This is a genomic window from Halomonas sp. TG39a, from assembly GCF_000744395.1.
Classification (GTDB): Bacteria; Pseudomonadota; Gammaproteobacteria; order Pseudomonadales; family Halomonadaceae; genus Vreelandella; species Vreelandella ventosae_B.
The window spans coordinates 874,052-894,726 of the sequence record NZ_JQLV01000001.1 but is presented as its reverse complement, the minus strand read 5'-3'; the positions used below and the strand labels follow the sequence as shown (position 1 = coordinate 894,726).

At 56.4% G+C, this 20,675-nt stretch carries 21 protein-coding genes; 6 read left to right on the top strand and 15 right to left on the bottom strand.

Translation table 11 applies throughout. The features are described 5' to 3' along the window. Nucleotides 1-79: 79 nt before the first annotated feature. Nucleotides 80-2,011 (bottom strand): sigma 54-interacting transcriptional regulator, encoded by a 1,932-nt coding sequence (locus U738_RS03935; RefSeq protein WP_035577527.1) that lies wholly within the window; start codon nucleotides 2,009-2,011, stop codon nucleotides 80-82. A gap of 364 nt (nucleotides 2,012-2,375) precedes the next feature. Between U738_RS03935 and U738_RS03930 the strand changes: the two genes are divergently transcribed. After that, nucleotides 2,376-3,188: a formate/nitrite transporter family protein gene (locus U738_RS03930; RefSeq protein ID WP_035577524.1), complete on the top strand. Its 813-nt coding sequence runs from the start codon at nucleotides 2,376-2,378 to the stop codon at nucleotides 3,186-3,188. 59 nt (nucleotides 3,189-3,247) lie between these two features. Further along, on the top strand, nucleotides 3,248-3,688 hold the full coding sequence (cynS, locus tag U738_RS03925; RefSeq protein WP_035577522.1) for a cyanase: 441 nt from the start codon (nucleotides 3,248-3,250) through the stop codon (nucleotides 3,686-3,688). A gap of 18 nt (nucleotides 3,689-3,706) precedes the next feature. On the opposite strand, the gene U738_RS03920 is transcribed toward cynS, so the two are convergent. From U738_RS03920 to U738_RS03865, 12 genes are all read right to left on the bottom strand, one after another. Then, on the bottom strand, nucleotides 3,707-4,549 hold the full coding sequence (locus U738_RS03920; RefSeq protein WP_035577519.1) for a fructosamine kinase family protein: 843 nt from the start codon (nucleotides 4,547-4,549) through the stop codon (nucleotides 3,707-3,709). Between the two features lie 50 nt (nucleotides 4,550-4,599). Continuing rightward, nucleotides 4,600-5,553, bottom strand: coding sequence for a transaldolase (gene tal, locus U738_RS03915; protein WP_035577517.1), 954 nt, complete (start codon nucleotides 5,551-5,553; stop codon nucleotides 4,600-4,602). A 34-nt stretch (nucleotides 5,554-5,587) separates the two neighbouring features. Continuing rightward, nucleotides 5,588-7,078, bottom strand: coding sequence for a xylulokinase (gene xylB, locus U738_RS03910; protein ID WP_035577514.1), 1,491 nt, complete (start codon nucleotides 7,076-7,078; stop codon nucleotides 5,588-5,590). After that, nucleotides 7,078-8,565: a mannitol dehydrogenase family protein gene (locus U738_RS03905; RefSeq protein WP_035577512.1), complete on the bottom strand. Its 1,488-nt coding sequence runs from the start codon at nucleotides 8,563-8,565 to the stop codon at nucleotides 7,078-7,080. The genes xylB and U738_RS03905 overlap by 1 nt, the downstream gene beginning before the upstream one ends. A gap of 87 nt (nucleotides 8,566-8,652) precedes the next feature. After that, nucleotides 8,653-9,273, bottom strand: a complete 621-nt coding sequence (locus U738_RS03900; RefSeq protein WP_035583158.1) for a nucleoside triphosphate hydrolase — start codon at nucleotides 9,271-9,273, stop codon at nucleotides 8,653-8,655. A 7-nt stretch (nucleotides 9,274-9,280) separates the two neighbouring features. Further along, nucleotides 9,281-10,066, bottom strand: a complete 786-nt coding sequence (locus tag U738_RS03895) for an L-iditol 2-dehydrogenase (protein ID WP_035577510.1) — start codon at nucleotides 10,064-10,066, stop codon at nucleotides 9,281-9,283. 48 nt (nucleotides 10,067-10,114) lie between these two features. Then, nucleotides 10,115-10,795 (bottom strand): HAD family hydrolase, encoded by a 681-nt coding sequence (locus tag U738_RS03890; RefSeq protein WP_035577508.1) that lies wholly within the window; start codon nucleotides 10,793-10,795, stop codon nucleotides 10,115-10,117. After that, the gene (locus U738_RS03885) at nucleotides 10,792-11,943 is read right to left on the bottom strand and encodes an ABC transporter ATP-binding protein (RefSeq protein WP_035577507.1); all 1,152 of its coding nucleotides are present in this window, start codon (nucleotides 11,941-11,943) and stop codon (nucleotides 10,792-10,794) included. Before U738_RS03885 ends, U738_RS03890 begins: the two co-directional genes overlap by 4 nt. A 12-nt stretch (nucleotides 11,944-11,955) precedes the next feature. Continuing rightward, nucleotides 11,956-12,822 (bottom strand): carbohydrate ABC transporter permease, encoded by an 867-nt coding sequence (locus U738_RS03880; protein WP_035577505.1) that lies wholly within the window; start codon nucleotides 12,820-12,822, stop codon nucleotides 11,956-11,958. A gap of 29 nt (nucleotides 12,823-12,851) precedes the next feature. Next, the gene (locus tag U738_RS03875) at nucleotides 12,852-13,742 is read right to left on the bottom strand and encodes a carbohydrate ABC transporter permease (RefSeq protein ID WP_035577503.1); all 891 of its coding nucleotides are present in this window, start codon (nucleotides 13,740-13,742) and stop codon (nucleotides 12,852-12,854) included. Between the two features lie 67 nt (nucleotides 13,743-13,809). Beyond that, nucleotides 13,810-15,129 carry an ABC transporter substrate-binding protein gene (locus tag U738_RS03870; RefSeq protein ID WP_035577501.1) on the bottom strand — a complete coding sequence of 440 codons (1,320 nt, stop codon included), beginning with the start codon at nucleotides 15,127-15,129 and terminating at the stop codon, nucleotides 13,810-13,812. A gap of 181 nt (nucleotides 15,130-15,310) precedes the next feature. After that, nucleotides 15,311-16,261: a sugar-binding transcriptional regulator gene (locus tag U738_RS03865; RefSeq protein WP_035577498.1), complete on the bottom strand. Its 951-nt coding sequence runs from the start codon at nucleotides 16,259-16,261 to the stop codon at nucleotides 15,311-15,313. A gap of 127 nt (nucleotides 16,262-16,388) precedes the next feature. Between U738_RS03865 and U738_RS03860 the strand changes: the two genes are divergently transcribed. Further along, nucleotides 16,389-16,700 (top strand): NGG1p interacting factor 3 protein, NIF3, encoded by a 312-nt coding sequence (locus tag U738_RS03860; protein ID WP_035577495.1) that lies wholly within the window; start codon nucleotides 16,389-16,391, stop codon nucleotides 16,698-16,700. A 16-nt stretch (nucleotides 16,701-16,716) separates the two neighbouring features. On the opposite strand, the gene U738_RS03855 is transcribed toward U738_RS03860, so the two are convergent. Continuing rightward, on the bottom strand, nucleotides 16,717-17,274 hold the full coding sequence (locus U738_RS03855) for an NUDIX hydrolase (RefSeq protein WP_035577492.1): 558 nt from the start codon (nucleotides 17,272-17,274) through the stop codon (nucleotides 16,717-16,719). A gap of 94 nt (nucleotides 17,275-17,368) precedes the next feature. Here U738_RS03855 and U738_RS03850 point away from each other — a divergent pair, with 94 nt between their 5' ends. Both U738_RS03850 and U738_RS03845 read left to right on the top strand, forming a co-directional pair. Beyond that, complete coding sequence (locus tag U738_RS03850; RefSeq protein WP_172821681.1) at nucleotides 17,369-18,040, top strand: CoA pyrophosphatase; 672 nt, start codon at nucleotides 17,369-17,371, stop codon at nucleotides 18,038-18,040. Beyond that, nucleotides 18,037-18,705: a 2OG-Fe(II) oxygenase gene (locus U738_RS03845; protein WP_035577488.1), complete on the top strand. Its 669-nt coding sequence runs from the start codon at nucleotides 18,037-18,039 to the stop codon at nucleotides 18,703-18,705. The genes U738_RS03850 and U738_RS03845 overlap by 4 nt, the downstream gene beginning before the upstream one ends. Before the next feature lie 35 nt (nucleotides 18,706-18,740). Here the strand turns inward: U738_RS03845 and U738_RS03840 are convergent, their stop codons facing one another. After that, nucleotides 18,741-19,697: a L,D-transpeptidase family protein gene (locus U738_RS03840; protein WP_035577486.1), complete on the bottom strand. Its 957-nt coding sequence runs from the start codon at nucleotides 19,695-19,697 to the stop codon at nucleotides 18,741-18,743. Nucleotides 19,698-20,160: 463 nt separating this feature from the next. Between U738_RS03840 and U738_RS03835 the strand changes: the two genes are divergently transcribed. Further along, complete coding sequence (locus U738_RS03835) at nucleotides 20,161-20,592, top strand: PRC-barrel domain-containing protein (RefSeq protein WP_035577485.1); 432 nt, start codon at nucleotides 20,161-20,163, stop codon at nucleotides 20,590-20,592. Nucleotides 20,593-20,675 lie beyond the last annotated feature (83 nt).

The following is a 20,675-nucleotide window of genomic DNA, read 5'->3' as shown; positions in this document are numbered from 1 at the left end:
AACAATCTAAAAATGTGTGTACAGCCTATTGTCAAGTCGCTTCCAGCTTACCTTAGTCCAAAGCATGATGGCTTGGCGATTAATGCGGCGCTCTTTTACGAAATTGCCGAGTGTCGATGCCCCATTTATTTAGCCGAGAAGCCAACGTCGTAGGCTTAATGCCAAGCAGCTCCGCCGCGCCCCCCGCCCCCGAGACCTTTCCCCCCGCCTGTTCCAGAGCGGCAATCGTGCTTTCACGCTGGCGCTGGCTCAGCGCATGCTCGGTGAGCAGCGTTGCTTCACTTTGCTCCACGCTGGCGTGAACCGGCGCAGGCACCGGGTTAGCAGAGCCTATTGAACGCGGCGAGTCCCCTAACAGCAGGTCATCAAACATCAAGCGCCTATCCTGGGTCACGATAACTTGGCGCTCAATAATGTTCTCCAGTTCACGAATATTGCCTGGCCAGGGGTAGTGCTGAAGAATCTCCAGCTGGGCGGGGGGAATGCGCACCCCTGGCTTATTAAACTTCAGGCAGGCGCGCTGTAAAAAGTGTCGCGCCAACAGCGGCACATCCTCAATTCGCTTACGCAGCGGCACCGAATCGATTGGAAACACATTGAGACGGAAATAGAGATCTTCGCGAAAATGGCCCGCGTCAATCATCTCGCGCAGCTCACGGTTAGTGGCGGCGATCACACGAACATCGACCTTCCGAGTACGGTTATCGCCCACCCGCTCAAACTGCTGATCCTGCAACACCCGCAGCAGCTTGCTCTGAAGCTCCAGAGGTATTTCACCAACCTCATCCAAAAACAGCGTGCCACCGTGGGCCAGTTCAAAGCGCCCGGTGCGATCTTGAACAGCACCGGTAAACGCCCCTTTAACATGGCCAAAAAACTCGCTTTCAAATAAGTCCCGTGGAATAGCCGCACAGTTCACCCGGATCAGCGGCCGGTCGCTACGCGTACTGCCAGCATGAATGGCGCGGGCAATCAGCTCTTTACCGGTGCCCGACTCGCCGCTGATCAGCACGTTGGCGCTGGTGGGAGCGACCAGTTCAATCTGCTGGATTAACTTTGCCACCGCCGGGCTGTTGCCGACAATATCACGGTGGTTAAGCTCCGCTTTTATCTCTTCTTGAAGGTACTCATTTTCCAATTCCAAACGCTGCTTGAGCGACTCCACTTCAGCAAGAGCATCGCGCAGTTGCTGCTCAGCGCGCTTGCGCTCGCGAATATCGCGAAACAGCACTACCGCCCCGACCAACCTGCCCATTTCGAAAATCGGCGTACTGGTGTATTCAACCGGAATCGCTTCGCTATTTTTATGCCAGAACACTTCGTTATCGACGTGATGTACTTGGCCGTCGCTAAACGAGGCATGGATCGGGCACTGCTGTACCGGAAAGTGGCTGCCATCGGCGTGGGTGTGATGGAACATCAGGTGGGCGTCGTGGCCCACCATATCCTCGGTGCTCCAGCCTAAAATGCGCTCGGCAGCAGGATTCACAAAGGTGGTTTTGCCTTCGGCATCCAGGCCGTAAATGCCCTCCCCCGCTGCGCCAAGAATAAGCTGGTTCTGCTTCTCAATCCGCTCAAACACCTGCTCGACCCGCTGCCAGCCCACTTCGCCCTGGCGGTGCTGGCGGCCTAGCTCCGCTTTTGCCCGCCGCTGTTCGGCTTTATTGCGATCAATCAACGTCAATAAAAGCTGCGAAGAGTCTTCAATATGTTGAGCATATACCTCGACCCGATACGGCTGGCGCAGCATGTCGAGCATCACCAAGTCATCTGACCAGGCCGCTTTCTGTGCCAACGCCTCACCGGTGAAGTTCACCCATAGCGGCAGTGAAGCGCTCAAGCGATGGCTAAAGGGAGCCCTCAGCGGTAGTGCTTCATCAATATTGAGCATCTCGCAGGCGGCAGGGTTTGCGTCGAGTAGTTGGTCGGCAAAAGGGTCGACCACGAGCATCGCAAGGGGGGAGATGCGGCCCATTAGTGCGGCGGTGTGAAGGCTTGCTGGCTCATCCATTGGCGTTAGGCTCGAGTTAGTTGTCCCTTAACCATTCAATTCCCGCGCCATTCACGACATTTCGTCAATAAAACAACGGAATATCGTGAATTACGATTTTTCGTAACACACAAAACGCTCCAAAAAGACTCGTGAAATAAAAAATAAATATATTAAAAACAGATATTTATAAAAAATACGCGCGAGTTGGCACACAAATAGCAACGGTAGTGAGGATAGTGCGATAGCGCCACACGCCTAATCTCTTTTGCACCAGGACGGCGCAGCCATCGGTTTTATTGCTTCTATTTATTGCTCCTACCAGGAAACACTAAAACTTTTGGGTTAGGCGTTAATTAACCGAAATGACACAGGAGACATACTTATGTCTTATTTAATGCCCAGTGAATTTGTCACCAAGTTGGTGGATCAGGGTGAGTCAAAAGTCTATATGGGCACCCGGGATACGCTTATCCGTTCCTTTATGGCAGGGGCGACCCTAGCGTTGGCAGTTATTTTTGCCATTACCATAGCGACACAAACAGGCAACTTTTTGATCGGGGCGCTGCTTTTTCCTGTCGGCTTTGTGATGCTTTATCTGATGGGTTATGACCTGCTCACAGGTGTTTTCACGCTGGTGCCCCTTGCATGGCTCGACAAGCGGCCTGGCGTCACACTACCTCGAATGCTCAAGTGCTGGGCGCTGGTGGGGCTCGGCAATCTTGGGGGCGCCCTGTTTATCGCCACCTTTGGCTACCTGAATTTCACTATGGGCGGAACCGAGGAGATCAACGCTGTCGGCCAAACGATGATGACTGTGGGTGAAAGTCGCACGGTGGGTTACCAGGACGCGGGACTTGCCGGTTGGATTGTGCTCTTCATGAGAGGCATGTTCTGCAACTGGATGGTCTCAATGGGCGTGGTAGGTGCTGCTATCTCCACAACGGTTTCTGGCAAAATCATGGCCATGTGGATGCCGATTATTGTCTTCTTCTATCTCGGTTTTGAGCACTCCGTGGTCAACATGTTCTTGTTCCCGATTGGCCTCATGATGGGCGCTGACTTCACCCTGTATCAATACATTATGTGGAACGAGATCCCCACGGTGCTGGGTAACCTGGTTGGCGGTCTGACACTGGTTGGTTTGGTGCTCTACACCACCCACGTCCGCACTCAAGCCAAAAAAGTCTTTTCTTGATTACTGCCTATTAGCCAAAAAAGGGCCTCAAACGCCCTCCACTCCAAAGGAGAACCATCATGGATAAGCTCGAAATGCGTCACACTCTGCTCGCCGCCAAAGCGCGTAAAAAGATGAGCTGGGACGATATTGGCAACGCGGTGGGTATGTCGCCGGTGTGGGTCGCTTCCGCCTGTTACGGCATGAACAGCGCCAGCCAAGCGATTGCCGATAAGCTTTGTGACTCCCTCGGCGTGGACAGCGATGTCGCCGAAGCTTTAGTGGCTTTCCCCACCAAAGCCTGGGACGAAGCGATCCCCCAAGACCCCTTCATCTACCGCCTGTATGAAGTCGTTGGCGTTTACGGGGAGACCCTGAAAGACGTGGTGCAGGAGAAATTTGGCGACGGCATTATGAGCGCCATCGACTTCACCATGGAAGTCGATAAAATCGAAGACCCCAAAGGTGACCGGGTACTATTAACTTTGAATGGTAAGTTTTTGCCCTATAAATCTTGGTAAAACGTAAGTCCTGGCAAGTCAGGCGAAAGACTCGAGCCTCGCCACGCTGCGCTCAACCGCCGAACGATAACCGGCACCGAACAGCAGCAGGTGATTCAGCAGCGGGTAAAGCTGAAACAGCGCTTCACGCCTCGGCCAATCGGTCGGGGCGTCGCCATTCCAGTAAGCATCAAAAAACGCCTCCCCCGGCGAGCCAAATAGCGTTAGCATTGCCAAATCTACTTCCGCGTAGTGACGGTACACCGCGGGGTCGATAACCGCGGGCCCCTTTGTCGTGAAGAGCACATTCCCCGACCATAGGTCACCATGGAGCAAGCTGGGCGGCGCATCCGGCAGCCAACTCTCCAAATCGTGAGCCAAACGCTCGATACGCCTCCGCAACTCGCCGTCCAATAGCCCACGCTGGTGACACGCCTCACACAGGGGTAATAAACGCCGCTCACGCTGGAAGGCCCGCCCGTCACTAAGCGCTGCATTAGGCTGGGGCGTGCGCCCACAGGCATTATCCTGATGCCAGCCGTGGGCGTCGCCAATCACACCGTGCAGCCCGCGCAGCCCTTCACCTAGCGCGGCTTCGCTCTGCGGCCCACCTGGCACGGTATCCAGCGACTCAATGACTAGCCAGCCCGCTGACAAACCTAACACTTCAGGCACCACCAACTGCGCAGAGGCGCTGCGCAGGGCACGTAGCCCTTCGGCTTCACCGCGCAGTTGTGTCGCGTCGTCGTGTTTAATCACCACCTGCCCCTGGCGCGTCTCCAGGCGGTATACGGCGGCGATATCCCCCCCACTTAGCGACTGCAAGTCTCCAGCAGGGGTTAACGAGATGGACTCTAACAGCTGGATTAGGGTGGCATCCATGTCACTCTCCCCGTTGCTCGAATTTAGCTCGATCGACTGACTTATGGCGCTTAGCCTAGTCGTTTATCGATCAGGCTCTCTAGCTCAAGCTGGTCATCGTGGAAGCGGCGGATGCCTTCGGCCAGCTTGTCATTAGCCATGGCGTCTTGATTGTGGCCCCAGCGGAAGGCCGATTCACTTAACGGTTCAGTCGGTTTGCCGCGACCTTCGCCAGATTGAATCTGCGCATTGACGCTGCCTTCTGTTGCTTCCAGCTCCTCCAGCAACGCCGGCGAAATCGTCAGCCGTGGGCAGCCCGCCAAGGCCAGTACTTGGCCGGTAGTGCGGAAGCTCGCGCCCATTACCACGGTGTCGTAGCCACCTTGGTTGGCACGCTGGCAAACGCCTTGAACAAACTGAACGCCCGGGTCGTTTTCTGGCGTGTAGTCGTTGCCGGTCGCTTTTTTGTACCAATCGGTCACGCGCCCCACGAAGGGCGAGATCAGAAACACTCCAGCATCAAAGCAGGCCTGGGCCTGGGCTTCGCTGAACAGCAGCGTCAGGTTGCACTGAATACCCTCACGCTCAAGCACCTCGGCGGCACGAATGCCTTCCCAGGTAGAGGCCAGCTTGATCAACACGCGGTCACGAGACACCCCGCGGGCATCATACAGCTCGATTAACTCGTGGGCCTTGGCTATGCTGGCCTGGGTATCAAACGACAACCGCGCAGCCACTTCGGTGGAAACACGCCCCGGAACAACGGCAGAAATCTCGCTGCCCATGGCCACCGCTAAGCGGTCAACGGCATATTTGACCTGCTCTTCACGGCTGCCGCCGGAGGCTTTTACACTGCTGAGCTCTTCGTCAATCAGCGCTTGGTAACCGGACAGGCTAAACGCCTTAAGCAGCAACGAGGGATTGGTGGTGGCATCCTGAGGCTGATACCGACGAATAGCGTCCAGATCACCGGTGTCGGCGACGACAAGCGAATGTTGCTTTAACTGCTGCAGCTGACTGGTCATAACATCTCCTTAATATCCGTCTAATTCTTAATAATCACTTCACGCCGCCATGGCGTTGTTCAAGTGCTGCGCAATAACGCGCATAAATCGGTTGGTAGGCGGCCACCCGTTCTGGATGGGGGTCGGCCAGCGACTGCGTATCCAGATGGACTAATTTTTCGCACAGCGCTTCCAGGGTGACCCCCTCTGAACGCTGGTCGCACCAGGCCGCCTGTATCGCCGCGCCCAGGGCGGCCGCGTCGGTAATCTCGGGGCAAATCACCTGGGTGTCGGTAATATCCGCGACCATCTGCCGCCATACGGGGCTGTTAGCGCCGCCACCGATCAGGCGAATCTGGCTAGCCCCGGCGGTTAAATCACCCAGCAATTCCAGCCCGTAGCGTAGCCCGAAAGTGGCCCCCTCCACCACCGCCCGGCACATATTAGCCTGGGTGGTATTAAGACTGGTCAGACCCAGGAAGTCCGCTGAGGCATTCGGCAGCATAGGCACCCGTTCGCCGTTGAAAAATGGCAGTACGGTAACGCCCTCGGCGCCGATTGGCGCGTTGGCCACTTTCCCGCTAAAGGCCGCCAAGTCCAAACCAAACAGCTCGCGCACCCGAGTTGTGGCGGAAGTGACATTCATGGTGCAAATCAGCGGCAGCCAGCCGCCGGTGCTGGAGCAGAAGTTGGCGACCATGGCGCTATCGCACTCCACGGGGGTCGCTGAGTAGGCGCAAACGGTGCCGGAGGTGCCCAAACTCAGCGTGATCAGCCCTGGGGTAATATTGCCGGTGCCAATAGCGCCGAGCATATTGTCGCCGCCGCCGGAGGAGACAACCACCTGATCAGTCAGCCCCAACTCGCGGGCCACGGCTGAACGCACGATGCCTACTGGCTCATGGGCTTCCAGCACCCGGGGAAGAACCCGCGTGGGGTCTAATTCAGGGGCAATTTCAGCAAATACGTCTAGCTGCCAGCAGCGCTTGCGGGTATCGAAGTAGCCGGTGCCTGAAGCGTCGCCCGCTTCGGTGACGCGTTCACCGGTGAGCCAGAAATTGAGGTAGTCGTGAGGCAGTAGCAGGCTCTCGATACGCTGATAGGCGTCCGGCTGCTGCTCGCGCAGCCAGGCGACTTTGGAGGCGGTATAGCCGGTTTGCAGTACCAGCCCCAGCTTCTCCAGGCAGCCCGCTTCGCCGCCCAAGCGGGCGACTAAAGCGGCGTTCTGGGCACTGGTTTCGGTGTCGCACCAAAGCTTGGCGGGGTAGACCGGCACGCCCTCTGCATCGAGAGCCACCATACCGTGCTGCTGGCCGGAAACGCCTATACCTTGCACTTGGCTAGCCGAGACACCGGCTTTGTCGAGTGCGGCAAAAAACGCCGCTTTCAAGGCCGCCAGCCATTCAGCAGGCGCCTGCTCGCGACGGCCATTCTCGCCTTCATCCAGGTGATGAGCACGGCTTGCTTCCGCAAGAATTTTGCCCTGCTCAACGTCTACTACCACTACCTTGGTACTCTGGGTACCGCAATCTACCCCGATATACATCACAATGTTCCTTTGGACGACGCCAGACCCTCTAGCGTAGCGCGTGCGCCGCGTTCGTGCAGTGAACTTAGAGCCGCTAAATAGGCTTCTACAAAACGGGTGCTGTCGATTAAGTCGCCAAACAGCTCACGATTTTCGATAAAGGCCGTGGGTCGAGCGCGGTTCTCAGCGGCAATCACCATCAGCGGGGCCTTCAAGCGGTCAACGATGTCAATCGACTCGCCCTGCTCGTCTACCCCTTCAGCGTAGCGTGCCCAGCTGGCCACCACAGCGGCGCTGCGCTCTATCTCGCCACCTTGCGCCAACTGCTGCCGAATCACCGGCACTAGCCACTTAGGAATGCGGTCAGAGCTCTCGGCGCAGAGGCGTGCCAAGGTATCTTTGATTTGCGGGTTGGCGAAGCGCTCAATCAGCGTTAAGCGGTAGGTTTCCAAATCAACCCCCGGCACTGGAGCCAAGGTCGGCGTGCCCTCTTCGCGCATATAACCCAGTAAAAAATCAACGAATAGCGGATCTTGGCACACCTCATGGGCGTAGCGGTATCCGGCTAAATAGCCAAAATAGGTCAACGCCTGGTGGCTGGCGTTGAGCAGACGCAGCTTCATCAGCTCGTAGGGTTCGACATCCTTGACGACTTGGACACCCACTTTATCAAACGCCGGGCGGCCAAGGGGAAAGTGATCCTCCAATACCCACTGGGTGAAGGGCTCACAGACCACCGGCCAAGCATCTTCAACGTCAAAGCGCTGGGTCAGCTCATCAATATCCGTGGTCGACGTTACCGGGGTAATACGATCCACCATAGCGTTGGGGAAGGCCACCTCTGCTTCCAGCCAGGCGCCTAGCTCCGCATCCCGCGCCTGGGCATAGGCGCCGAACATGCGTTTGGCCACGTCACCATTACCTTGAATATTATCACAGGACATTACGGTGAACGGTGCGATGCCCCGGGCGCGACGGCGAGCGAGCGCTTCCACCACCAGCCCGAAGCTGGTGGTGGGCTGGGTAGGATTGGCAAGATCGGCGCGCACTTGAGGGTTGTCGAGATCGAATTCACCGTTCACCGGGTGAAAGTTATAGCCACCTTCGGTTACCGTTAGCGACACAATGCGAATCGCCGGATCGGCCATCTGCTCGATCACGGCCTCTGTTTCTTCAGGCGCAAACAGATAATTCAGCATGCTACCGATCACCCTGGGCTCATACTGGCCGTCTGGATGTTTGACCACCAACGTGTAGAGATAGTCCTGCGCTGCCAGTGCCTGCTGCATGCGTTTGTCGCCGGGCATCACGCCCACACCAACAATGCCCCAATCCAGCGCTTCGCCCTGGTTCATCAAGGCATCCAGATACATCGCTTGGTGGGCGCGGTGAAAGCCGCCTACCCCGATATGCACGATGCCGGGGGTGAGCGTTTGGCGGTCATACTGAGGTTTGGCAACATCGTCGGTTAGCTTGCCCAGGTTGTGATTATTAAGACGGGTCATGGGACTCTCCAGCCAAGGCCTTCTTGGCGCGATGGGGTGAATAAAGGCAGGTAACAAGCGGCGCTATCAATGGGCTAACACACAGTACTAGCGCCAGCGCTGGTCAGGCGGTAAACAGCAACTCTTCACTAATTGAGCGTTAAGCATGTCTTTGTGGTGGGTGCGTTCCAGCGCACCGGTGCGATCCTCGCCCATCTCAAGCCAGCGATTGATCAGCCGCTCAACCAGCACGACGTCATCGACGTCTAGAAATAGCGTCCAATCAAACAGCGGTCGCAGTTCGCGCCAGGGGGAACGGTCAAGCAGCAGGTAGTTGCCCTCGACAATGACGATGCGCTGTTCAAGGGTGATCAGTCGTCCACCGGCACGGGCTAGATCCAGTGGGCGGTCAAAAACCGGCACCGCTACCGGATGAACCCCTTGGCGGATGCGCTCGAGGTCGCAGCGCAAACCCTCTACATCGAAGGTATGGGGCGCGCCTTTTACCGGCACCTGTTGCTCGCCCAACACAGCGTTATCGAAGTGGTAGCCATCCATGGGCACTAGTCCAGCCTGGCCTGGTAGGTGCTGATTAATGGCATCACAGAGCTGGGCGCTGCGATAGGATTTCCCCGCCCCCGGCGGCCCTGCCAGCGCTACCAGATAGCGTGAGGCGCCTTCGGCGGCGCGAATAATCTGATGGGCTAACGTATCAAAATCAGGGGTCATGGCCATCTCAGCTCATCCAGTTGCCGCCATCCACATTGAGCGTCTGGGCGACCACGTAATCACTGTCTTGGCTGGCCAAAAACACCGCCGCGCCGGTGTGGTCTTCGGGCAGGCCCATTCGCCCAAACGGCACCGCCTCGCCCACTAAGCGCTTCTTCTCGCCGAGTGGGCGGCCCTCAAAACGGGCGAACAGCGCGTCGACTTCTTCCCACATTGGCGTATCCACCACGCCGGGGGCGATGCCGTTAACATTGATGCGGTGTTTGATGAGATCAAGCCCGCTGGATTGAGTGAGGCTTATCACCGCGGCTTTACTGGCGCAGTAAACGCTTACTAGCGCTTCACCGCGACGGCCTGCCTGGGAGGCCATATTGATAATTTTGCCCCCCTGCCCGCGAGCCACCATAGACCGGGCAACCGCTTGCAAAGTAAAAAACATACCTTTGGTATTGACCGCAAACTGCTTGTCGAAGCTGGCTTCAGTCACCTCCAGCACCGGCGCCATATCAAAAACAGCGGCGTTATTGACCAAAATATCGATGCCGCCGAAGCGCTGCGTCACCGCGTCGACCATGGCGTTAATCGATGCCTGATCACAGACATTCAGCTCAATGCCCATGGCTTTTTCGGCGGGGGCTTGCTGGCCCAATGTTGCCAAAGCCGCCTCAATGGCGGCACCATCAATATCAGCCACCACCACACTGGCACCTTCGCTTAAATAACGCTGAGCAATGGCCAAGCCGATGCCCCGAGCGCCGCCGGTAATCACCGCGATTTTGCTATTTAGTTTCATTGTCATGCTCTCACTGTTAACTGCACTATTATGGGCAAGAAGCCTTTATCAAGTGGATAAATGGCCATTGGCTTGCCACTCATCCACCAAGGCTTCCAGGCCGTGCATATGCTCTAAAATACGCCAGGCACCGACTTGAGTAAGGCGCGCCGCTTGATCAACATCCACATGGCTGGCGCCGATAAACCCAATCACGCACATACCTGCAGCACGGGCGGCCGTCACCCCGGCCACGCTATCTTCTACCACTAGACAATCACGCGGCACTTGGCCTAAATGGGATGCCGCCAATCGGTAGAGTGCGGGGTCGGGCTTGGGATGCGCTACCTGATCAGCGGTAAAAATAGGCACCTCGCCAAACGCATCGGCCAACCCTGTGCTGGCCAGTGATGCCAATACACGACTGCGTCGACTGTTGGAAACCACCGCCTTTTCCAAGGTAATGCCACGAATCGCCTTGTCGGCGCCGTCTATAGCTTTAAGCTCCTGCGCCAAACGGGCCTCGATAGCAGTATCCACCTGCTCGGTGGCATCAGACGGCAGCGTGTGGGCGCTTAACGCTTCAAGATGAGCAAGAATAGCCGCCGTGGTCATCCCCAGCGCTTGGCCTAGTTCCTGGTCGATATTCAGATCGGGCAGCCAGCGGGAGAGGTACTCCACCAGCGTACCTTCAGCCAGCGCCTCGCTGTCGACCAGCACGCCATCACAGTCAAAGATGAGTGTCCTCATGCAGGCTCCTCAGAAGGCGAACCGGGCGCGCGGTTATCGTGTCGGGTTAGCCCTGCCAAGGGGTGCTGTTGCAAGCTGGGCAAGGCCAGGCCGCCAGCGTCAAACAGGTGGGCGCGCTCGGGGGCAAAGCCGAAATGCACCGTATCGTTAACCCGATAGGCCACGTCGCCATCGGCCATAATCGTGATGAGTTCGTCGTCCATCTGGACATAAAGCGAGGTTTGGCCACCTAGCCGCTCCAGCACTTTGATCTCGCCACTCAGGGGCCCCTGCTCTTCGAGTACTAAGTGTTCCGGGCGAACACCCAGCTCAAGGGGGGCGTTGGCCTCCAGGTGCTGACCGTCCACCGGAACGCTGCGTTCACCGCCGCCGGGCATACGAATCCCCACGCCTTCAGGCGAAACGCTGGTCAGCGTTACCGGCAGAAAGTTCATTTTCGGCGAGCCGATAAAACCCGCTACAAAGCGATTGCGCGGATGATGGTAGAGCGCCATGGGCGAGCCCACCTGCTCGACGACGCCGTCGTGGAGCACAACGATTTTATCCGCCATGGTCATCGCTTCGATCTGGTCGTGGGTGACGTAGATCATGGTAGCGTCCAGCTCATCGTGCAGGCGCGCTAACTCAATACGCATCTGCACACGCAGCGCGGCATCCAGATTGGAGAGCGGCTCATCGAACAGGAAGATGCTGGGGTTACGCACAATCGCCCGGCCAATCGCGACCCGCTGGCGCTGACCGCCGGAAAGCGCTTTGGGCTTGCGGTCCAACAGCGGTTCGAGCTGTAGAATCTTGGCTGCTTCCAGTACCTTGGCGCGCCGCTCCTCTTTGGATACCCCCGCCAGGCGCATGCTAAAGCCCATGTTGCCCTCTACCGTCATGTGCGGGTAAAGCGCATAGCTTTGAAACACCATGGCGAGGCCTCGGTCTGCGGGCCCAACGTCATTAATACGCTGACCGTCGATCAAGATATCGCCATCCGTCGCGCTCTCAAGCCCAGCGATCATGCGCATCAGGGTCGATTTACCGCAGCCGGAGGGGCCAACGAAGACCACAAATTCTCGGTCATTAACCTCAAGGTCGATACCCTTGATGACCTCGGTGTCGCCGAAACGCTTGGTAATATTGTGTAGTTGTAGTGTTGCCATGAGGAAGATCCTTTACTTGACGGCACCAAAGGTCAGGCCACGCACCATCTGTTTTTGTGTCATCCAACCGAGTATCAAAATCGGCGCAATGGCCATGGTGGAAGCGGCAGACAGCTTGGCCCAGAACAGCCCCTCAGGGCTTGAGAATGAGGCGATATAGGCAGTTAATGGCGCGGCTTTTGAGGTAGTGAGATTGAGACTCCAGAACGCCTCGTTCCAGCTCAAAATGACCGATAGCAACCCTGTGGACGCGATACCCGGCAGCGTGAGCGGCAGCAGCAGGAAGAACACTTCCTGGAGGGTGGAAGCACCGTCCATCCGCCCCGCTTCAAGAATGTCTTTAGGCATATCTTTAAAGAAGGTGTAGAGCATCCACACCACAATCGGCAGGTTCATCAACGTATAGACGATGATCAGACCGGTGCGGGTATCGAGTAGCCCAACGTCGCGAAAAATCAGGTAAATCGGCACCAGCACACCTACCGAGGGCAGCATTTTGGTAGAGAGCATCCACAGCAACGTGCCCTTAGTGCGCTTAGTCGGCAAAAAGGCCATGGCGTAGGCTGAGGGAATCGCAATCAGCAGCGCAAAGAACGTGGAGCCAAAGGCCACCGCGACGCTGTTAAGCGCAAAGCGGGTATAGCCAGAACGCGCGTGTACCGCCTGATAGCTTTCCAGGGTGGGCGAAAAAATTAGCGTGGGGTCGGCAATCGCCGCGGTTTCCGTTTTAAAGCCAGTCAGGATCATCCAGAAAATCGGAAAGAAGATCACTAACGCTACCGACCAGCCCAGTACCGTTATCATGGCTCGCTTGCTTTGCGCCGACCGCCATCCCGACACCGAGCGGGGCGCTGCGGGTTTGGAATTTAATGTTGTCATCGAAGTACTCCCAGGACACAAGTGCCGGTCTACTCTTCCAGGTTTTTGGCCACCATACGGACCAGGAAGATCGCCACGATATTAGCGAGAATGATCGCGATCACCCCACCGGCGGAGGCAGTGCCCACGTCAAAATCGAGCAGCGCACGAATGTAAATCAAGTAGGCCAGATTGGTGGTCGCCAAGCCCGGGCCACCGGAGGTGGTGACAAAAATCTCGGCAAAAATGGTCAGCAGGAAGATCATCTCGATCATGATGACCACGCTGATGGCGCGTTTAAGATGCGGTAACGTAATGAAGAAGAAAATCGCCACCGGCCCCGCGCCGTCCATTCTTGCGGCTTCCACCTGATCCTCATCCAGCGACTGCATAGCGGTTAGCAGAATCAGCAGCGCGAACGGCAGCCACTGCCACGCTACGATGATCACAATCGAGGTCAGCGGCAGCGAGGAGAACCAGTCGACGGCGGGCAGGCCGATAGACTCAGACAGCCACGCCAGCACCCCATTGGAGGGATGCATCATCATGTTTTTCCACACCAAGGCACTCACGGTGGGCATCACAAAAAATGGCGAGATCGCCAGCACCCGAGCGATCCCGCGCCCGGCAAACTCCTGCTGGAACAGCACCGCCAGCAGGGTGCCGCCAACAACGGTAATCGCCAGCACCCAGCCCACCAGCAGCAGCGTGTTACCCATGGCCGCCCAAAGGGCTGGATCAGTGAGCAAATATTGGTAGTTTTCAAGTCCGGCAAAGCCGGTCATGCCCGGCATTAGCAGGTTATAACGCTGGAAGGAGAACCATAGCGTCATGCCCAGAGGCACAATCATCCAAAGCAATAACAGCGTTACAGCAGGCGCTTGAAGTGAAAGCGTCCTTAGCCCGCCGACCGTCCGGCCAGAAGCACGTGTTTTATTCATGGGAATACCTGCAGAAACAGTGTGGGTGCAATGCCTGCCTGGCTAGCCAAGGCAGGCATTGCGGCCATCAGTCTAGATAACCAGCCCGCTGCATGGTGCGTTCGGTGGCACGCTGAGCACTGTCTAGCGCCTGCTCCACCGTGGTGTCACCGGTTAGCGCCGCGGCAATGGTTTGGCCAACCTGGGTGCCGATCGACTGAAACTCTGGAATGCCCACAAACTGCACGCCCACATAGGGATTGGGTTCCAGGGTGGAGTCGGTAGGGTCGGCGTCTTGAATAGCCTTCAGCACGAAGTCTGCAAAGGGGGCTGCTTCGGTGTACTGCTCGTTGGCGTAGGTCGACTCACGGGTGCCTGGGGGCACGCTGGTCCAGCCTTCGGTTTCACCGACCAACTCAATGTACTCTTGCGAAGTGGCCCAGGTAACAAACTCAAGCGCCGCTTCCTGGTTTTCTGAAGAAGCCGGTATTGCTAACGCCCAGGACCACAACCAGTGTGAACCTTTCGGCGTTTCGGCCACGGGTGCTGGAGCAAAGCCTAAGCTATCCGCCACATCGGACTCATTGCCGTCATACAGCTTGCCCGCTGCTGAGGTGGCATCTACCCACATCGCGCAATTGCCGCGGGAGAACAGCGCCAGGTTCTCGTTAAAGCCATTGGAGCTTGCGCCTGGCGGGCCGTAGTCATTGAGCAAGTCGACATAAAACTGGATAGCGTTAACCCACGCCTCAGAGTTGAGCTCGGGGTTCCACTCTTCGTCAAACCAGCGGCCACCATAGGTATTCACCAGGGTGGAAACAAAGGCCATGTTCTCGCCCCAGCCGGGTTTTCCGCGCAGGCAGATTCCCGCCACCCCCTCTTCGCTGCCGTGCAGCTCGCCTGCCCACTCGCGTACCTCTTCCCAGGTGGGCTGCTCGCTCATCTCAATACCCGCTTTCTCAAACAGATCCTGGCGGTAGTACATCATCGAGCTTTCGGCATAAAACGGCAGAGCGTGGAGCGTGCCGTCCAAGCTCAAACCATCGCGCACCGAGGCCAGCAGATCGTCTTCGTTATAGTCGTCGGGCAGGTTATCCAGGGGAGACAGCCAGCCGCGCTCTGCCCAGATAGGTACTTCGTAGGTGCCGATGGTCATCACGTCGAACTGGCCACCATCGGTGGCAATATCGGTGGTCATCCGCTGACGTAGCACGTTCTCCTCGAGCACCACCCAGTCCAGGGTGATATCGGGGTGAGCTTCTTCAAAAGCCTCGGTGAGGCTCTGCATTATCACCATGTCGTTGTTATTAACCGTGGCCACGGTAATTTCGGTCTGCGCCTGGGCATGGCCTGACATGGCAATGGCGGCCGCTAGCGTGGAGACGGGCAAGTGACGTGCGAGTCGCATAAAGAACTCCTAGTGGGCTGGTATTGGCATTGTTGTCGCCTTGATCTTATTGATCATCTATCGAACAAATGATCGTACGTAAGCCAAAAAAAAGCAAAGCCGATTAACTTAGACTTTACGCTAACTTATCACCTTTGACGCATGTTGCAGCGCACGCGCTACCACTCCAACCCCTCTCAACTTATAGCGCCTCAACAATCTGCCGTGCGGCTATTTCGTCGGTGACTAACCCTTTCAGCCAACCGCCACGCAGCGCGGCGTGTATCGCCGGGGCTTTTTCGTGCCCTCCCGCAATGGCTACCATATGGTGCTTCCCAAAGCGCTCCAGAGGCAGGCTAGTGACCCGTCGCGTAATTGAGCAGTCGATCACCTCACCGTCGCGGTTAAGCGGCCAGCCAAGCAACTCTCCCACCGCTTTTAGGTTCAGCAATTCATCCAGCTCGCTTTCGCTAATAAAGTGGTCTTGGAACAGCGTGGCCTGGCGGTCAATACGCCCGATGCCGATAAAGGCAGCCTCTGACTCTCTGGCCACATCAGCAATCGCCTTAAACAGGCGTTGCGCTAGCATCGCCTGTTTTTCAGCCAGCGACTCGGCGACTACCGGCGCGGGCAGTAAAAAGCGTTCGCCGCCGGTTTTATCCGCCATCACCATCACCGCATCGTAGCGGTTAGCTGAGCCATCCCTGGCAACATTCCCCACCAGCGACACAAAGCGGTGCTGAGGCCGCTCAACGCGGCTCAGCGCTTCAACCGCTGCCCGCACCGAACGCCCGGTGCCTAACGAAAGCGTCAACGGTTCGCTGCGTTCAACCAGTTGGGCAATGCGCTCAGCGGCAGCCACGGCCAAGTAAGCGGCGGCACTGTCGGCGGCGTGGTTATCGGCGGGCACCACTTCGCAGTAGGTCAAACCAAAGTGATCGCGCAGCGTGCTGCCCAGCGCCATGCAGTTCGAAATGGGGTGATCTATATGCACTTTCACCAGCCCTTCCTGGCGAGCCAACGCCAATAGGCGCTGCACCCCTGGCCGCGAAACGCCCAACTGGCTGGCAATCTCATCCTGGGTCATGCCACCGACATAGGACATCCAAGCGGCTCTGGCTGCTTGATCCAGCTTTACCTCAAATTTATCCATTCGATGGTTCCCGTATTGTTGATCAGGCATCATCATACAAAGCTAACCCCGCGACCAATAGTCGCCTATCCGCTAACATAGCCAGAATTACGCGTTTCACAATGGATCGACCGTTTGGAGATACAGCATGTACAAACTGGCTTTTTTTGTTCCTGTGGAAGATGCCGAAAGCGTTAAGCGAGCCGTATTTGAAGCTGGTGCAGGACGTATTGGCGATTATGAAAATGTCTGTTTTCAAACCCGAGGCACAGGGCAGTTTCGCCCTACGGAAGGTGCCCACCCGCATATCGGCTCGGTGGGCAGTCTGGAAACAGTCGAAGAGTTCAAAGTCGAATTGTTGTGCGATGAAGCGCATATCCATGGCGCCATCGCCGCCTTGAAACTTGCCCACCCCTACGAAGAAGTCGCTTATGATGTGTGGCCGTTAGCCGATCTATAATCAGCTGGTTAACGTCTTACGCACTGCCAAAATAGCGCTCCCGATCTTCGGGAGTCACCATGCTGATATGCAGCGGAAATTCGTTGTGGGCGCGGTCGGCGTAGAAGTGGCGTAGCGTGCGTTCAATGGTGGTGAAGGCCAGTTCATCCCAGGGAATTTCGTGCTCTTCAAACAGCGCGACTTCCAGGCTTTCCGGCCCGGCGCTGAAGCCACCGATTAACTCGGCGCGAAAGATCATATACACCTGATTGATATGCGGCAGGTCGATTAGCGTGTACAGGTTGGCCAGTTCGACCTCCGCACAGGCCTCTTCACGGGTTTCTCTGGAGGCCGCCTGCTGAGTTGATTCGGCGTTTTCCATATAGCCAGCGGGCAGCGTCCAGTAGCCTTTGCGCGGTGAAATCGCCCGCTTACAGAGCAGCACTTTACTACCGCTAACGGGCAGCGTACCGGCCACGATGCGCGGGTTCTGATAGTGAATCGTACCGCAGGCATCGCACAGGTAACGCGGGCGGTCATCGCCTTCTGGGACAGCAAAACGTACTTTATCACCACACTGGCTGCAAAAGTTCATCGCGTATTCTCAACGGCTAGTGAATAGAAGCCTCGACGCGCTTGACGTCAACGACCGCTGCTGGGTAAAAGAGAACAAAGTAACTGGATGCCCCATGTTAGAGAAACTGCGTAAACAGCTGCAACAACTGACGCCTCAACGCTTGGATCACATCGTGATGCCCGAGGCCGCCGTGCTGTTGCCGATTGTCGAACGTCCAGCGCCTACCTTACTGTTTACTCGCCGGGCCAGCCACTTGAGCACCCACAGTGGCCAAGTGGCGTTCCCAGGTGGCAAGCGCGAGCCCTTTGACAGCGACCTATACGCCACGGCACTGCGCGAGGCAGAAGAGGAGATTGCCCTCGACCCCGGTCTGGTGCAACCCCTGGGACGGCTGTCGGATGTCATTTCGTTGCACGGTATTCGCGTTACTCCCTGGGTCGGCATTATTCCACCCGACTTACCGCTGATTGCCGACCCCGGCGAGCTAGACGCCATTTTTGAAGTGCCGCTGAGTCACTTTTTAGACGACCACCGAACGCATACCGATGTGATTACCGTCGATGGCGTTGCCCACTACGTGCCCAGCTACCACGTAGACGGCCACGTTATCTGGGGGCTCTCGGCGATGATGTTAGTGGAGTTACTGGCCGAAGGCTTTGGTATGCCGATTGATTTGTATCAGCGACCTGCTGGGCCGCTGCACCACTACCCTGAACGCACAAGCCGACTCTCAAAATCCTCCACGAATACTTCGCGCCCGGCGCCATCGAGAACCAGCAAATGACCCCCAGTGTTGCTACTTCGTCACCTGCACTGCAGCCAGCGACTCAGGTCGCCCTTGTGGATGCACTGGTTGAACAAGGCTGGTATGTGGGCCGCGGGGTCATTGACCTTGGGCTATGCGAGGCGCTGAATCACGAACTTCTGCATCGGGCGGCCTATAACGGTCTGGATGAAGCGGGGATCGGTCGTGGCCAGCAGCACCTGCTGCGTAAAGATATTCGTGGTGACGCCATTCACTGGCTTGATCGCGAGAGCGCTGCCCAACGGCGTTACTTAGATACCATGAGCGAGCTACAGCAAGCGCTTAACCATGCGCTGTTTTTGGGCTTATTTGAGTACGAAGCCCACTTTGCCCACTACCCGCCGGGGGCTTTTTATCAGCGCCACCTGGATAGCTTTCGTGGTCGCGCTAACCGCGTCATCTCCACCGTTGGTTATTTGACACCAGACTGGCCAAGCGACGGCGGCGGTGAAATGGTGGTTTACCACCCGGACGCCCCCAACCAGGAGGTCGCCCGCGTAGTACCCGAGGCAGGCACTTTCGCCTGCTTCTTATCGGAAACCATTCCCCACGAAGTACTGCCTACCCGCCACCCGCGTACCAGCATTGCGGGCTGGTTCCGGCGCAATGCCTCGCTGGGTGGCGTGCTAGATCCAGCCCGCTAGCGTTTTCAGCCCCCCAACAGGCTAACCCCAATAGACTAACTAAGCGGAACGATTTGACCGTTGGCCTGCTCCAGCACTTCGCGCACCTGTTCGTAGTCAACGCTAGATGAATTGCCACCTTCGTGTTGCTCAATCAAGCCCACAACGTTTAACAGCATATCCATGCCAAATGCCTGTTCATCCGTTGCGGTAAAGGCTTGGATGTAATTTGTCCCGCTTTCACTCCAGCCTACTTTGATCGGTGAATCGATAATATTGACCTGAGTGCCCACCGGCACACGCCAGAAAACTGATTCAATATCCTCTGGATGCATACGGATACAGCCGCGGCTGGCACGCATACCAATGCCGTCCGGCTGGTTAGTGCCGTGAATCAGATAACCGGGGATATCCAGCAAAATAGCGTATTTACCTAAGGGGTTATCGGCACCGGGGGGCACAACCGCAGGGGCGGGATCACCACGCTCAGCGGCTTCACGCCGAATCGACTCAGGTGGGTACCAGGCCGGGTTTTCAAGCCGCATGGTGGTTTCGGTAATCCCCAGCGGCGTATTATAGGCATCGCGCCCAATACCAATGGGGTACGTCTCAACACGCGGCGTCTCGCCCGCCTCTACCTCTGGGTAATAATAAAGGCGCAGCTCCGCCACGTTGATGACAATCCCGGTTCGCGCCTCATCGGGCAAAATAAACTGCCCGGGAATCGTCACCTCGGTTCCCTCTCCCGGCACCCACAGGCTGGTATCCGGATTAGCCATACGAATTTCTTCGTAACCCACATTGTGTGCTTTAGCAATATCCAGCAGCGTGTCCTCTTCGGTCGCCGTGATGGTATACACTTGGCCCACAATATTGCCCTCTTCAGGCAGCAGAAAATGACCTTTGGGCAGCTCGCTGCTATCAGCTGTAGCGCTCAAGGCTAACAGCCACGCGCCTAGCGCAACGCTGCTGACGCAGAGCTGTTTTAACGTCTGCAAAGGGTGGGAAGTCATGGTCAGGGAGTCTCCTTTTTATGCGACCTCACTTTTCTCAAGGCGGGGATGAAAAGCGAGCCATTTGGAGACGAATATGAACACTGGACGGAAGCAGGTCAACTCGACAGACTGTCGCACGGCGGCCCAGTGGCGCCGTTAGGAGTGGGCTCAAAGCGATTCTGATACCTAAAAATTCACATTATTTGTTGTATTTCTGAGCACAGCGACTAGTCTAATATTTGTCTTAGCGCAGTGACGCGCAAGATAGCGTTAATTAAGCCAATGCATTAAATGCTATGTATTAAATACTCTGTATCAAATACCAAGCATAAAGTGCATAGGCGCAATTAACACAATCAGGAATGATAGCACCGGCGTTGATATCGCTTCTATTAAACGAAGTCAGTACCGTCGCTATCGATTTATTTGGGTTGTGACGCGGAGTCGTTAAGCCCCAATAAAATCGCAAGGAGCAAGCAAAATGAAAATGATCAAACCCGCTATTCTAGGTACTCTCATGGTGCCGGCCGTTATGTTCGCCGTAGGCACTGTTAACGCCGAAGAAAATACCACCACCATGGAAGCGACTTACCTGACGGAAACGCCAGCAGGTACTTTCCATTCCGATGCTTTAACCGGCAACCAAGTCAAAAGCAGCGTCGAAGATGATGAAGATATCGGCACCATCACTGACTTGGTGATCGATGAAGATGGCCAAATTAATGCTGTTGTCGTTGGTGTCGGTGGTTTCCTTGGGATGGGTGAGAAAAACGTCGCTATCGAATGGGACTCACTTGAGTTGACCAAAGAAGAAGATGGCGAAGATTATGTCATTACCGTTAATGCGTCAGAAGATGCACTTGAAGCTGCTGAAGAGTATCACCGTAGCGAAGATAAAAGCGAAGATGAGTAAATGCTAATTAGTTCTAAAAAAGCCTTGGCATTTGCCAAGGCTTTTTTATTATCAACACTCTTTCCTACTCGTTAAGACAATAA

Coding starts and splice junctions, on each gene's coding strand:
- U738_RS03935 (WP_035577527.1), bottom strand. CDS start 2,011: ATGGATGAGCCAGCAAGCCTTCACACCGCCGCACTAATGGGCCGCATC.
- U738_RS03930 (WP_035577524.1), top strand. CDS start 2,376: ATGTCTTATTTAATGCCCAGTGAATTTGTCACCAAGTTGGTGGATCAG.
- cynS (WP_035577522.1), top strand. CDS start 3,248: ATGGATAAGCTCGAAATGCGTCACACTCTGCTCGCCGCCAAAGCGCGT.
- U738_RS03920 (WP_035577519.1), bottom strand. CDS start 4,549: ATGGATGCCACCCTAATCCAGCTGTTAGAGTCCATCTCGTTAACCCCT.
- tal (WP_035577517.1), bottom strand. CDS start 5,553: ATGACCAGTCAGCTGCAGCAGTTAAAGCAACATTCGCTTGTCGTCGCC.
- xylB (WP_035577514.1), bottom strand. CDS start 7,078: ATGTATATCGGGGTAGATTGCGGTACCCAGAGTACCAAGGTAGTGGTA.
- U738_RS03905 (WP_035577512.1), bottom strand. CDS start 8,565: ATGACCCGTCTTAATAATCACAACCTGGGCAAGCTAACCGACGATGTT.
- U738_RS03900 (WP_035583158.1), bottom strand. CDS start 9,273: ATGACCCCTGATTTTGATACGTTAGCCCATCAGATTATTCGCGCCGCC.
- U738_RS03895 (WP_035577510.1), bottom strand. CDS start 10,066: ATGAAACTAAATAGCAAAATCGCGGTGATTACCGGCGGCGCTCGGGGC.
- U738_RS03890 (WP_035577508.1), bottom strand. CDS start 10,795: ATGAGGACACTCATCTTTGACTGTGATGGCGTGCTGGTCGACAGCGAG.
- U738_RS03885 (WP_035577507.1), bottom strand. CDS start 11,943: ATGGCAACACTACAACTACACAATATTACCAAGCGTTTCGGCGACACC.
- U738_RS03880 (WP_035577505.1), bottom strand. CDS start 12,822: ATGACAACATTAAATTCCAAACCCGCAGCGCCCCGCTCGGTGTCGGGA.
- U738_RS03875 (WP_035577503.1), bottom strand. CDS start 13,742: ATGAATAAAACACGTGCTTCTGGCCGGACGGTCGGCGGGCTAAGGACG.
- U738_RS03870 (WP_035577501.1), bottom strand. CDS start 15,129: ATGCGACTCGCACGTCACTTGCCCGTCTCCACGCTAGCGGCCGCCATT.
- U738_RS03865 (WP_035577498.1), bottom strand. CDS start 16,261: ATGGATAAATTTGAGGTAAAGCTGGATCAAGCAGCCAGAGCCGCTTGG.
- U738_RS03860 (WP_035577495.1), top strand. CDS start 16,389: ATGTACAAACTGGCTTTTTTTGTTCCTGTGGAAGATGCCGAAAGCGTT.
- U738_RS03855 (WP_035577492.1), bottom strand. CDS start 17,274: ATGAACTTTTGCAGCCAGTGTGGTGATAAAGTACGTTTTGCTGTCCCA.
- U738_RS03850 (WP_172821681.1), top strand. CDS start 17,369: ATGTTAGAGAAACTGCGTAAACAGCTGCAACAACTGACGCCTCAACGC.
- U738_RS03845 (WP_035577488.1), top strand. CDS start 18,037: ATGACCCCCAGTGTTGCTACTTCGTCACCTGCACTGCAGCCAGCGACT.
- U738_RS03840 (WP_035577486.1), bottom strand. CDS start 19,697: ATGACTTCCCACCCTTTGCAGACGTTAAAACAGCTCTGCGTCAGCAGC.
- U738_RS03835 (WP_035577485.1), top strand. CDS start 20,161: ATGAAAATGATCAAACCCGCTATTCTAGGTACTCTCATGGTGCCGGCC.